We start from the raw sequence: 11,304 nt of genomic DNA on the forward strand, positions 1-11,304 counted from the left end.
AGAGCTGAAATATAAAAGGAGAATGTTCATGGAGATAAAGACACCTCGTTCTTTTAAAGTCAGTGACAAAGCCCATGCAGATCTGTTTAATGACATGATCAAGGTTATTCTTGAAAATGATGTTGGACTTTTGGATCAAATCAATCAACACAAAAATGATGCAACATCTCATGCATCTGTAACAGAAAAGCAGAAATGGGATCAATCTCAGTTATATAAAATGACAAATGATAACGGGTCCCAGTTGGTGAATATCCCTGCTGGCGGCAGTATTTATAACGGGATTAAATCGTTAGGTGCCTGCTCGTTCTATGCTCCGGGAGGTTCTGGAGTAGTCGATTCTCCTGCTATAGGTAATGCTGCATTAAGAGGCTTTCAGCTTGTAGGTCAAAATAATATTGGCGTAGGAATCGCGATTGACACATCAGGCAATGCATTTTGTTTTTCCTATCATGTGAATGACGTCGGAATTAACTGGCTCCAATTGCCGACACAAAATGAAAAAAACAAATGGGACGCAGGACAACTATCTAAAATCACTGCTGAAGATGGAAAAGCTTATGAAAGAATTAATGCAAACGATCCTAGTATTTTAGATAAACTTATCAAATTACCTGGCGTGCATTCTTGGTATATTCATGAAGCACACCCCGATCTGCCTACAAAAAGTTCTATGAGGGCCTTATCAGTCTTTAGTGAAAATACTTATGGCTGGATCATTTAACGCAGCTATTTGCTATCTTTAAAGGAGCTGAATCAAAATGATGTTTCCAACTGTAGCAGATATCAAACAATTTTGGGACTGGCAATGTTACGGCCCAGAGGACATTGCATTTTATGTAAGCATCGGCTGGATCTCAGCAGACGACTATCAAGACATAACAGGAGACAAATACGAAGCCTAATGGCTTTATTTTTTTGCCGGAAAGAAGGTGATTCCAATGGAAGTAGATGTTGTTCAAAACTTAATGACCCAAGGCCCATTTGCCGTTCTCTTTTGCTGGATTCTGTTCTATGTTCTCAACACAACAAAGGAACGAGAAAACAAACTCAATGAGCAAATCGAGGCGCAAAATGATGTGCTAGCCAAGTTTAGTGAAAAGTATGACGTCGTGATCGACAAACTCGACAAAATAGAACGAAATTTAAAATAGGAGGAAAACTCATGAAAACATTCGACAAAGGCACTGTGATTCGCACAGTGCTTCTTTTTATTGCTCTGATCAATCAAACGCTTGTCATGTTTGGACAGACGGTGCTGCCGATTAGTGAGGAGCAAGTACAAACCGCAGGTGAGGCACTATATGTGGCAGGTTCTACAATTTTCACTATGGTTACAGCGGTAATAGCTTGGTTTAAAAACAATTATGTGACCTACAAAGGCCAATTACAAAAAGATGCTCTGAAACAAAGAGGGCTAACAAAATAATACTTGAAGGAGAAACGACATGGTAAAAATCATTCAAGCATTGATTCCAAAACAACATCGCAACAGACCAGGAAACACGATGAAGCCGCTCTATATTACAGTGCATAATACGTCAAACAGTGCAAAAGGCGCTAATGCGGCCAGTCACGCAGAGTTTGTTGCACGTTCGAGTACCGGGGTGAGCTGGCATTACACCGTTGATGATCAGGTGATTTATCAACATTTACCGTTAAACGAAAACGGCTGGCACGCAGGGGATGGCAGAGGCACCGGCAATATGAAGTCAATTGGAATTGAAATTTGTGAAAATGCAGACGGTAACTTTGAACAAGCAGTCGAAAATGCCCAATGGCTTATTCGCAAGCTGATAGGAGATTTGGGGATTCCTTTATCAAATGTAGTGCCTCATAAACATTGGAGCGGGAAAGAGTGTCCAAGGAAACTTCTCGGACGATGGGATCAGTTTAAAGCTGGCATAGCCACAGCGCATACCGGCAGCAAAAGCACAAGAAAACCAGTTCAGACAGAAAGCTTGAGCCACAAAGCACCCGTTCCCAGACAAAATTCGTCAAACCTGCCATCTGGCATTTTAAAAGTCACCAAGCCCTTAACAAAAGGCCCTCAAGTCACAGCCGTGCAAAAAGCCTTATCTTCCCTCTATTTTTACCCAGACAAAGGGGCAAAAAACAACGGGATTGACGGCTATTATGGACCGAAAACAGCGAATGCGGTCAAGCGGTTTCAGCTCATGAACGGCTTAGCTGCAGACGGAATTTATGGACCGAAGACGAAGAACAAAATCGAACAATTGCTGAAGAAGTAATGATTTGATAAAAAGAGCTATCAGCAAGTGAGGAAATGCTTCCTTGCTGATAGCTAACTAAAATTGACTTCATTTGTGATATAATCGGCCAAATCACTATTATGAAAAAAGAAATGTTCCAGATCATCATGCTGTCAGTGCTGCTCATCTATTTCTTTTATCACGGAATGACGAGCGATTTCCCTGTGTCCTACACAATCATTCTCATCCTAACTTATCTTTCTGTGATCACATACCGCATCATAAAGGTATTAAGAAAAAACAAAGAACAAACAGAACTGTAAGAGATATGTACATAAAAAAACCATCCTTGATTTTACAAGAATGGTTTTTCGTATGGAGCATAGCGGGATCGAACCGCTGACCTCTACGCTGCCAGCGTAGCGCTCTCCCAGCTGAGCTAATGCCCCGAGTTATGACGACATAATTTATTATAATCAATCCTCCTGTGAAATTCAAGCTGTAAAACATAAACACATCGTCTATTTTTCTTTCTGTTCAATCGGAATATAGTCAAAAATTTCACCAGAATGAACAGAATGGGCTAATCGTCTCAGCCAGTCATAATAGGCTTTTGAGCTTTCAAGCTGCTCAATGAGCTGCTGCGCTTCTTCTCTTATATGTTCCTCCAGCTGATCATCACGCGCCACCTCTTGAAGCTGCTCTTGCGCTTCTTCAATTGCCGCTAAATTGACCTCGACCTCACGTTCCCATTTTTGCGGAAAGAAGTTCGTGAAAAACTTAAAAAAGTCTTTTTCCGCAACAAAGCTGTGTTTTCTTCGGCCCCGGTGAAACGTCTTTTTGACAATATTCATGTCTTGCAGCTTTTTCACACCAGTACTCATACTCGGCTTACTCATTTGCAGCTCTTCACGCATTTCATCCAGTGTCATTTCCTCATTTAAATACATTGTTCCATATAGAATACCTGCACTTCGTGTAATGCCATAGAGATCCATCGTTTCAGCTATGGAATCAATGACTAGATCTTTAGCAGCTAAAATACGATCTTCTGCTTGCGGTTTTTCCTGCTTTTTCATTTTGTCCCTGCTTTCTATTAAGAAAATTCAATCCGTTCAAAAAAATCTTTATGGACTATATGTTAACGAAAGAATACAAAATGTCAAAATAAATGAAGCATACCTCCCTTTGACAGAAAAATTTGAACATGTTAAGTTAATTATGTTCAAAACGTTAAATTTTTATTTAACAAACTTACCGAAAAGAATCAGAGGAGGTTCCTTCTATGAGTCAAACACTATTTATAGACGGACAATGGGTTGGCGCTAAAAGTAGCGACACGCGAGATATCATCAATCCGTTCAATCAAGAAGTGATCGCGACAGTCAGCGAAGGATCTAGAAATGACGCGCAGCTAGCCATTAAAGCAGCGAGAAAAGCCTTCGATCAAGGGGACTGGGCAAACATGCCTGGACTTGAAAGAGGAAATATTGTGTTTAAGATAGCTGAATTGATTAGACGTGATCTTGATGAACTAGCCAAATTGGAATCGCTTGATACAGGCAAAACATTAGAGGAAAGCAAGGCAGATATGGACGATATTGCGAACGTGTTCCAATATTACGCAGGTCTGGCTGATAAAGAGGGCGGGGAAATCATTGCATCACCAATTCCAAACTCGAAAAGTGAATTAGTCAGAGAGCCTGTCGGTGTATGCGGACAAATCACTCCTTGGAACTATCCATTGCTTCAAGCAAGCTGGAAAATCGCTCCTGCACTTGCGGCGGGAAATACAATTGTTCTAAAGCCAAGTGAAATCACACCACTCACCACAATCAAAGTATTTAAACTCATGGAAGAAGCAGGCGTTCCAGCAGGCGTTGCAAACCTAGTGCTTGGACCTGGGGCAACCGTTGGGGATGAGCTTGCTGTGAATGATCAAGTCGATTTAATTTCATTTACAGGCGGTATTGAAACAGGGAAGAAAATTATGCAGGGAGCCAGCGGGAATGTGAAAAAAATAGCCCTTGAGCTTGGCGGAAAGAATCCGAATATTGTGTTTCAAGATGCTGATTTAGACGTAGCGGTTGACCAGGCAATGAATGCTGTATTTTTCCATGCAGGGCAAGTGTGTTCAGCGGGTTCACGTTTGCTAGTGGAAGAATCTATTCATGATGAATTTTTAGAAGAACTGGTGAAGCGTACGAAAAAAATCAAGCTAGGCAGCGGCTTTGATGAAGACACCCAGAGCGGGCCGCTCATCTCAGCTGAGCATCGAGAAAAAGTAGAAAAATACGTCAGCATCGGTTTAGAAGAAGGCGCTAAGTTAGAGACAGGCGGAAAAAGACCTGACGCAGAGGAGCTGCAAAAGGGGTTCTTCTACTTGCCGACCATTTTCTCAGGCTGCACGTCAGATATGCGGATTGTACAGGAAGAAGTCTTTGGACCCGTCCTGACAGTCGAATCCTTCCGTACAGAGGAAGAAGTCATCAAGCTGGCAAATGATACGATTTATGGTTTAGCAGGAGCTGTGTGGTCTTCTGATATCAGCAAGGCCGAAAGAGTGGCTCGACAATTAAGATTGGGCACGGTTTGGATCAATGACTTCCACCCTTATTTCGCTCAAGCACCTTGGGGTGGCTACAAGCAATCAGGCATTGGGCGCGAATTAGGACGCACGGGACTTGAAGAATATACCGAACTGAAGCATTTATATCGAAATACAAAACCTGAAGCGGTTCATTGGTTTAAATAAAAATTACGCATTTGGAGGAGAACAATATGACACTAAATATGAAAATTGAAAGCATGCAGAAATTCCACACATTTGAAATTCCGACTGTTATTAAACACGGCATTGGTGCAGTGAAACATGTTGGGGAAGAAGTGAAAGCATACGGCGTTTCAAAGGTATTGCTTGTAACAGACCCTGGTATTTATCAAGCCGGCGTGGTGGACCCAGTAATTGCTTCATTAAAAGAAGCACAAATCGATGTCGTTCTATTTGATAAAGTAGAGCCAAATCCGCCAGTCCGTCTAGTGAACGAAGGATCTGCTTTATATGAAAAAGAAGGCTGTAATGGATTAGTCGCAGTAGGCGGCGGCAGTTCAATGGATACAGCAAAGGCAATCGGAGTAGAGGCGACTCATGAAGGCTCAGTCCTTGATTACGAAGCGGCAGAGGGAAAAAAACCGCTAGAAAACAGAATCCCGCCTTTAACCACTATTCCGACAACAGCTGGTACAGGTTCAGAGGTAACGCAGTGGGCGGTCATTACTGATGAAGAAAGAGAATTCAAATTCAATACTGGTGGACCTCTCATTGCAGCTCATCTAACAGTAATTGATCCAGAGCTTCATGTGTCCATGCCGCCTCATGTGACAGCAATGACTGGAATTGACGCGCTTGCTCACGCGATTGAATGCTATACGATGAAATTTGCTCAGCCGATTACAGATGCGGTAGCGCTCATGGCAATTGAATATGCTGCTCATTATATTCGCCGTGCCTTTGCTGATGGCGAGGACTTAGAAGCCAGATATGGAATGGCACAAGCTGCGATGCTTGCCGGGCTTTCTTATGGAAGTGAATCAGCTGGAGCTGCACATGCGATGAGTCAAACACTCGGAGGTATTATTCCTGTCGCTCACGGTCAGTGTGTTGCAGCGATGATGGGACCAGTGATGGAGTATAACTGGAAAGGGTATCCGGAAAAATTCGCTCGAATTGCGCAAGCGTTTGGGATTGATACAAGCAGAATGACAACAGAGGAAGCAGCCAAAGCAGCTGTGAACTGGATGTATGATTTAGTAGAGGATTTAGAAGTTCCTTCATTAGAAGAACAAGGTGTATCAAAAGATATGATTGATCGTTTATCTAAAGAAGCGATGAAAGATCCGCAAACAGTTGGAAACCCAAGAGATTTAAACGAAAAAGCGTACAAATGGATTTATGCTCGCTGCTTTGAGTTAACACCTAAAACGGTGTAACAATGAAAAAAGGCTCCCAAAAGGGAGTCTTTTTTATGTCTATAGTTGTTCTTTAATTTCTTTGATTTGATGAATATGGCGTTTTTCGTGTGCCCCGATAAAATCAAGATATTGCTTGAGGGATAGCTCTTCAAACACAGGGTGTGCAATGACGCGTTTGAAATCTTCCTCAGTAAATGTTGATAAAATTTGATTGAGCTGCTCACGTGCAGTATCGAGCTCATCCTTTAAATGTGTAGGTGTTACATGCTTGTGCTCAGGCGCAACAATACTAGGTGCAATGGCTTTTTTCGAACGGTCCTCTGCCATTTCCACCGGCTTTGGTTCATATTCTTTGATCGGTGCTTTTTTCCCCTCAGCAGCTAGATGTTTTGCTGCAACTAGGTCCATTTTCTTTAAATGATCTGCTACCTCTTGAATACTCCAAGTATCAGCAGATAATTTTTGGTTCAATTGTTCTTCGCTCAAACCTTGCAGCTCGTGCCATAATTCTTGTCTTGCTTCATGTAATAAACTCATTTTCTTCATCACCTCAAGATCAAATTTTAACATAAGGGTACATGACAATCATTCTTGAGCTATCCGAAAATCCCTTTGAAGAATTGTGATGAAATATGAAACCTTTACAAAAGTGGTTCGTATTACCTGTTAGAAGGAATACATTGGAGGTGAGTGTGGTCTAAATGAAACAAAAGATGTTCATTTCATGATGAAAGGGTGAGGAAGATGGATGTGTTCGGGCTGCCTCTTCAGACGCTGTATTTATACATATTGATGATATCAGGAATCCTGACACTTGTTTTCGTCTTTTTCGGCGATGTATTTGATGGATTGTTTGAAGCGATCCCTGTTCCATTCCTTCAACCAACATTGATCCTCGCATTTCTTACCTTTTTCTCGGCTGGAGGGTTTATCTCTGAAAAAACAGCAATTGTAGGAAGTGGACTTGGCGCAGTATTATCTGCCATCCTCGCAGTGATCCTTGTGACCTGTTTGAATGTATTTGTATTAGTCCCGCTTTCCTCTGCTGAGGAATCTCTCTCTTATACGGAAGCCGATTTAAAAGGAAGAACTGGGGAGATCATTGTATCTGTTCCAAAAGACGGATTTGGAGAAGTGCTGTTAATCAGTAATAGCGGGAAAATCTCAAAGCCAGCTGTCAGTTTCGACCAAGAGGAGATTCCATATGGAACCCGTGTGCTAGTTGTCGAAGTGAACAAAGGCGTCTTATCTGTTATACCAAATGAAGAAATCTAGGAGGGAATGCTATGCCAGGAACAACTATTTTAGTGATCATTGGAATTGTGCTTGTGATTCTTATTGCACTTATTGGTGTATTTGTTTCTAAATACAGGACAGCAGGTCCAGATGAAGCATTAATCGTCACAGGAAGTTACCTAGGAAGTAAAAATGTCCACGTGGATGAAGGTGGAAACAAGATTAAGATTGTGAGAGGCGGCGGTACCTTTGTACTTCCAGTCTTTCAACAAGCAGAGCCGCTCAGCTTACTATCTAGCAAGCTAGATGTTTCAACACCTGAAGTCTATACTGAACAAGGTGTACCAGTCATGGCGGATGGAACGGCCATCATTAAAATTGGCGGATCGATTGAAGAAATCGCGACTGCTGCAGAGCAATTTTTAGGGAAAACAAAAGAAGACCGTGAAAACGAAGCGAGAGAAGTATTAGAAGGCCACCTTCGTTCCATCTTAGGATCAATGACAGTCGAAGAGATTTATAAAAACAGAGAGAAATTTTCTCAAGAAGTACAACGTGTCGCTTCTCAAGATTTAGCGAAAATGGGTCTTGTCATTGTATCGTTTACGATTAAAGATGTTCGTGATAAAAATGGCTATTTAGAATCTCTAGGTAAACCAAGAATTGCCCAAGTAAAACGCGATGCAGATATTGCAACAGCTGAAGCAGATAAAGAAACACGTATCAAACGTGCCGAAGCAGATAAAGATGCGAAGAAATCTGAGCTTGAGCGTGCTACTGAAATCGCTGAAGCAGAAAAGATTAATGAGCTGAAAAGAGCAGAATTCAGACGTGAACAGGATACAGCAAAAGCAAGTGCTGACCAAGCGTACGATCTAGAAACAGCTCGTAACCGTCAGCACGTAACTGAACAAGAAATGCAAGTCAAAATCATTGAGCGTCAGAAACAAATTGAATTAGAAGAAAAAGAGATTCAGCGTCGTGAACGTCAATACGATTCTGAAGTGAAAAAGAAAGCAGATGCGGACCGTTATGCTGTTGAGCAGTCGGCTGCCGCGGAAAAAGCGAAACGCCTCGCTGAAGCAGATGCCAAGAAATACAGCATTGAAGCAATGGCAAAAGCAGAAGCTGAGAAAGTCCGAATTGATGGGCTTGCCAAAGCGGAAGCGGATCGTGCAAAAGGGGAAACAGAAGCAGAAGTCATTAGACTAAAAGGACTTGCAGAAGCCGAAGCGAAAGAGAAAATCGCTGAAGCATTCGAACAGTATGGTCAGGCAGCGATTCTTGATATGATTGTGAAAATGCTACCTGAATATGCGAAGCAAGTATCTGCACCACTTTCTAACATTGATAAAATTACTGTTGTGGATACGGGCGGTAACGGAGAAGGCAGCGGTGCCAATAAAGTTACAGGCTATGCCACAAATCTCATGTCCAGTCTGCAAGAAAGCCTGAAAGCATCCTCTGGGATTGATGTCAAAGAAATTATTGAGAATTTCTCTGGCAAAGGCAATGTGAAACAAAGCATCCAAGAACTAACCAATGAAATCAAACAGCCAAGAAAAAAAGAAATCGCTGATCGTCAAATAGAAGAATAAAATCAAAAGAAGACACCTTCTATCAGAAGGTGTCACTTTTTTCTGTAATCATTAAAAGGTATGCTGACAAAACGTCGGTCATTGAATTTTATATAATAGGAATTTATCATAATGAAGATAGGGTGAAAAAAACTAAAAGGAGTGGCGCGGATGAAGGTGAGACATGCTGTACATCAAGATATTCCAAAAATCGCCGAAATACATGTGAAAAGCTGGCAGACGACTTATCAAGGGATTATTTCGCAGGAGTATTTAGATGGTTTAAACATTGCAGAGAAGGAAGAGAGCTGGAGAAAAAGATCGCTTGAAGGCACGTTTGTCGCAGAAGATGCGGATGGCGTATTTGGTTTTGCCTCTTTCGGAAAACAACGTGACGAACGTTATTTTACATATGATGGAGAGCTATATGCCATCTATTTATTACAACAGAAACAGAAATCAGGAGCGGGTATGGCTTTGATTGCAAAAGGAGTGGATTATTTAATAGAGAAAGGCTTTCAGAAAATGTTGCTCTGGGTATTTGAGCAAAATTCAGCGAATCAATTTTATCAAAAGCTTCAACCTAGTTTTGCCGTCACCAGCCAGTTCGAGCTGGCTGGTGAGAAACATGAGGAAATAGGGTATGGTTGGGAACTGTCTGTACTAAGTGCTCATGTTCAACAGATTATATCGTCAGCTTCCAGTAATAATGAGAGAAAAAAGTAAAAAGTGTGGCGAGCAAAATATAAGATATAAAAGGAGAAGCCTCTACTTTTCCTTTCACACCTGCTATTTTTAGTGCCTCATAGAAACTTGCCAAAAAGTAGGCGAGACTGAGAATGTAACAGCACAGCATAATGGAGTAAGGATTCATTGTCGTACCTCCAGCATGAAATCTTCTATTATTAATAGATTCCAGGGAGCAGCAAATTATGCATAAAAAAATAACCAGCTGAAATCAGCCGGTTATTTTTGATGAGGAAAAACCAAACGAGATGCACTTGGGATGAGTATGCAAAGAACGATACTGCAAATAATAAATGAAGGAACCATATATGTGCTGTTATAAATTAAAGAGTAGACCCATCCTGGTGTTCCTTTCGGAGCATATTGAGAAAAGAAAACGACGCCAGAAATAAAGAACGTCAGCAGTCTGAAGAAACTAGCAACAAAAACAGCTAGGGTAATATAGAAGAATTGCTGTTTTCGCTTTTGATCCTGAATGGCTTTTTTGATCAGTCCAGAAAACAGGCCGCTTAAAGAAATAACAACAGATGCAACGAAGTAATCGAGGAATCCTTGAACAGGTGTAGCGATGATCGGGCTATTCATCAGCTGAAGACCTGCGATTAACACACCGATAATAAATCCGGTAGATATTCCCCATCTAATAGACATGAGAATGACGGGAATCATAATCAGCGCAAGAGAACCGCCATTGGGCATTCTTAAAAAGAGACCTGATAAGTAATCTAATACAAGTGCAAGTGAAGTCATAATCGCGATTTCCATCAGTCGTACCAATTGATTTGATTGCTGCATAAAAAAATCTCCTTTTCATGAATTGAGCAAGGAGAGACCGTGTAAGGATGAGTATGTTATTCATAGAAAAACATATCGATTTGAATACACCGTATGTATTCAAGTGATTCCACATTCCTACTTCAGTATTAACTGACAGGTTCAAAGGGTCAGAACAACGAATGTTCACTCTCAGCACAAAGCTCCCCCTGCGGTTATTAAGTTTCAATCTATTATAAATATACTAAAGACCTGCAGGATCAACAATAGACAATTCCCGAGATAAGCAGCATTTGTATCAATATATAGGAAGAGATAAGGAAAAATAAATTATTTAGAAAAAATACTTGTTTCTTCTTTCAAAAGGTGTTATATTTGTATTCGCCGCTGAAACAGCGCGGTTGATAAATAACATTAAGAAAAAAGTTGTTGACTTTATCTTGATAGAATGTTATATTAATAAAGTCGCCTCTGAGAGACGACGAAGATGATCTTTGAAAACTAAACAAGACAAAACGTACCTGTTAATTCGAGTTTTTATAAAAAAATCCTATGATACTTCATAGGTAGTCAGTCAAACTGGCGAGGCAGGAAGTGATCACATACTAAGTTCGCTACATCGTGTAGCAACGCATGTGTGATATGCATCCTGCATACCTCGGAGAGTTTGATCCTGGCTCAGGACGAACGCTGGCGGCGTGCCTAATACATGCAAGTCGAGCGAACAGAAGGGAGCTTGCTCCCGGATGTTAGCGGCGGACGGGTGAGTAACACGTGGGTAACCT

General features: G+C 41.3%; 13 protein-coding genes, 1 tRNA gene, 1 rRNA gene and 1 riboswitch. Of the genes, 11 read left to right on the forward strand and 4 right to left on the reverse strand.

Annotation, left to right across the window (positions count from 1 at the left end):
- The first annotated feature begins 28 nt into the window (after nucleotides 1-28).
- Genes AAZR19_RS15890 through AAZR19_RS15910 form a run of 5 tightly spaced genes read left to right on the forward strand, consistent with a single transcriptional unit; the run spans nucleotide 29 to nucleotide 2,252 of the window.
- Nucleotides 29-724 carry a hypothetical protein gene (locus AAZR19_RS15890; RefSeq protein ID WP_226015523.1) on the forward strand — a complete coding sequence of 232 codons (696 nt, stop codon included), beginning with the start codon at nucleotides 29-31 and terminating at the stop codon, nucleotides 722-724.
- 37 nt (nucleotides 725-761) lie between these two features.
- Complete coding sequence (locus AAZR19_RS15895; RefSeq protein WP_034624530.1) at nucleotides 762-905, forward strand: XkdX family protein; 144 nt, start codon at nucleotides 762-764, stop codon at nucleotides 903-905.
- A gap of 36 nt (nucleotides 906-941) precedes the next feature.
- Complete coding sequence (locus tag AAZR19_RS15900) at nucleotides 942-1,154, forward strand: BhlA/UviB family holin-like peptide (RefSeq protein ID WP_017367922.1); 213 nt, start codon at nucleotides 942-944, stop codon at nucleotides 1,152-1,154.
- An 11-nt stretch (nucleotides 1,155-1,165) separates the two neighbouring features.
- Nucleotides 1,166-1,429, forward strand: coding sequence for a phage holin (locus AAZR19_RS15905; protein ID WP_019743388.1), 264 nt, complete (start codon nucleotides 1,166-1,168; stop codon nucleotides 1,427-1,429).
- 19 nt (nucleotides 1,430-1,448) lie between these two features.
- Nucleotides 1,449-2,252, forward strand: a complete 804-nt coding sequence (locus tag AAZR19_RS15910) for a peptidoglycan recognition protein family protein (protein WP_226015524.1) — start codon at nucleotides 1,449-1,451, stop codon at nucleotides 2,250-2,252.
- A gap of 337 nt (nucleotides 2,253-2,589) precedes the next feature.
- Here AAZR19_RS15910 and AAZR19_RS15915 read toward each other — a convergent pair.
- Nucleotides 2,590-2,662 (reverse strand) — tRNA-Ala (locus AAZR19_RS15915).
- A gap of 72 nt (nucleotides 2,663-2,734) precedes the next feature.
- The gene (gene cudC, locus AAZR19_RS15920) at nucleotides 2,735-3,292 is read right to left on the reverse strand and encodes a choline uptake/conversion transcriptional regulator CudC (RefSeq protein WP_076839866.1); all 558 of its coding nucleotides are present in this window, start codon (nucleotides 3,290-3,292) and stop codon (nucleotides 2,735-2,737) included.
- A gap of 206 nt (nucleotides 3,293-3,498) precedes the next feature.
- Between cudC and betB the strand changes: the two genes are divergently transcribed.
- A complete protein-coding gene (betB, locus tag AAZR19_RS15925) occupies nucleotides 3,499-4,968 on the forward strand; it encodes a betaine-aldehyde dehydrogenase (protein WP_041107556.1) in 1,470 nt (489 codons plus the stop codon).
- Nucleotides 4,969-4,994: 26 nt separating this feature from the next.
- Nucleotides 4,995-6,203, forward strand: coding sequence for an iron-containing alcohol dehydrogenase (locus tag AAZR19_RS15930; protein WP_025094230.1), 1,209 nt, complete (start codon nucleotides 4,995-4,997; stop codon nucleotides 6,201-6,203).
- Between the two features lie 39 nt (nucleotides 6,204-6,242).
- Here the strand turns inward: AAZR19_RS15930 and AAZR19_RS15935 are convergent, their stop codons facing one another.
- A complete protein-coding gene (locus AAZR19_RS15935) occupies nucleotides 6,243-6,722 on the reverse strand; it encodes a DinB family protein (protein ID WP_226015525.1) in 480 nt (159 codons plus the stop codon).
- A gap of 207 nt (nucleotides 6,723-6,929) precedes the next feature.
- On the opposite strand from AAZR19_RS15935, the gene AAZR19_RS15940 reads away from it, so the two are divergent.
- From AAZR19_RS15940 to AAZR19_RS15950, 3 genes are all read left to right on the forward strand, one after another.
- Nucleotides 6,930-7,460 carry a hypothetical protein gene (locus AAZR19_RS15940; RefSeq protein ID WP_034284306.1) on the forward strand — a complete coding sequence of 177 codons (531 nt, stop codon included), beginning with the start codon at nucleotides 6,930-6,932 and terminating at the stop codon, nucleotides 7,458-7,460.
- An 11-nt stretch (nucleotides 7,461-7,471) separates the two neighbouring features.
- Complete coding sequence (locus AAZR19_RS15945; protein WP_024423234.1) at nucleotides 7,472-9,019, forward strand: flotillin family protein; 1,548 nt, start codon at nucleotides 7,472-7,474, stop codon at nucleotides 9,017-9,019.
- Nucleotides 9,020-9,169: 150 nt separating this feature from the next.
- Nucleotides 9,170-9,724, forward strand: a complete 555-nt coding sequence (locus AAZR19_RS15950) for a GNAT family N-acetyltransferase (RefSeq protein ID WP_218676996.1) — start codon at nucleotides 9,170-9,172, stop codon at nucleotides 9,722-9,724.
- 240 nt (nucleotides 9,725-9,964) lie between these two features.
- Here the strand turns inward: AAZR19_RS15950 and thiT are convergent, their stop codons facing one another.
- Nucleotides 9,965-10,540, reverse strand: coding sequence for an energy-coupled thiamine transporter ThiT (gene thiT / locus AAZR19_RS15955; RefSeq protein WP_039180928.1), 576 nt, complete (start codon nucleotides 10,538-10,540; stop codon nucleotides 9,965-9,967).
- A gap of 97 nt (nucleotides 10,541-10,637) precedes the next feature.
- Nucleotides 10,638-10,739: riboswitch (TPP riboswitch) on the reverse strand.
- A gap of 435 nt (nucleotides 10,740-11,174) precedes the next feature.
- Between thiT and AAZR19_RS15960 the strand changes: the two genes are divergently transcribed.
- Nucleotides 11,175-11,304, forward strand: a 16S ribosomal RNA gene (locus tag AAZR19_RS15960); the annotation flags it as partial.

Source organism: Bacillus sp. Je.9.29.b (assembly GCF_051129925.1).
GTDB classification, from domain to species: domain Bacteria; phylum Bacillota; class Bacilli; order Bacillales; family Bacillaceae; genus Bacillus; species Bacillus safensis.

What these genes read in the sequence shown, in the direction of transcription:
- AAZR19_RS15900 (WP_017367922.1), top strand. Translation starts at nt 942, where the DNA reads ATGGAAGTAGATGTTGTTCAAAACTTAATGACCCAAGGCCCATTTGCC.
- thiT (WP_039180928.1), bottom strand. Translation starts at nt 10,540, where the DNA reads ATGCAGCAATCAAATCAATTGGTACGACTGATGGAAATCGCGATTATG.
- betB (WP_041107556.1), top strand. Translation starts at nt 3,499, where the DNA reads ATGAGTCAAACACTATTTATAGACGGACAATGGGTTGGCGCTAAAAGT.
- AAZR19_RS15930 (WP_025094230.1), top strand. Translation starts at nt 4,995, where the DNA reads ATGACACTAAATATGAAAATTGAAAGCATGCAGAAATTCCACACATTT.
- AAZR19_RS15945 (WP_024423234.1), top strand. Translation starts at nt 7,472, where the DNA reads ATGCCAGGAACAACTATTTTAGTGATCATTGGAATTGTGCTTGTGATT.
- cudC (WP_076839866.1), bottom strand. Translation starts at nt 3,292, where the DNA reads ATGAAAAAGCAGGAAAAACCGCAAGCAGAAGATCGTATTTTAGCTGCT.
- AAZR19_RS15905 (WP_019743388.1), top strand. Translation starts at nt 1,166, where the DNA reads ATGAAAACATTCGACAAAGGCACTGTGATTCGCACAGTGCTTCTTTTT.
- AAZR19_RS15940 (WP_034284306.1), top strand. Translation starts at nt 6,930, where the DNA reads ATGGATGTGTTCGGGCTGCCTCTTCAGACGCTGTATTTATACATATTG.
- AAZR19_RS15950 (WP_218676996.1), top strand. Translation starts at nt 9,170, where the DNA reads ATGAAGGTGAGACATGCTGTACATCAAGATATTCCAAAAATCGCCGAA.
- AAZR19_RS15890 (WP_226015523.1), top strand. Translation starts at nt 29, where the DNA reads ATGGAGATAAAGACACCTCGTTCTTTTAAAGTCAGTGACAAAGCCCAT.
- AAZR19_RS15895 (WP_034624530.1), top strand. Translation starts at nt 762, where the DNA reads ATGATGTTTCCAACTGTAGCAGATATCAAACAATTTTGGGACTGGCAA.
- AAZR19_RS15935 (WP_226015525.1), bottom strand. Translation starts at nt 6,722, where the DNA reads ATGAGTTTATTACATGAAGCAAGACAAGAATTATGGCACGAGCTGCAA.
- AAZR19_RS15910 (WP_226015524.1), top strand. Translation starts at nt 1,449, where the DNA reads ATGGTAAAAATCATTCAAGCATTGATTCCAAAACAACATCGCAACAGA.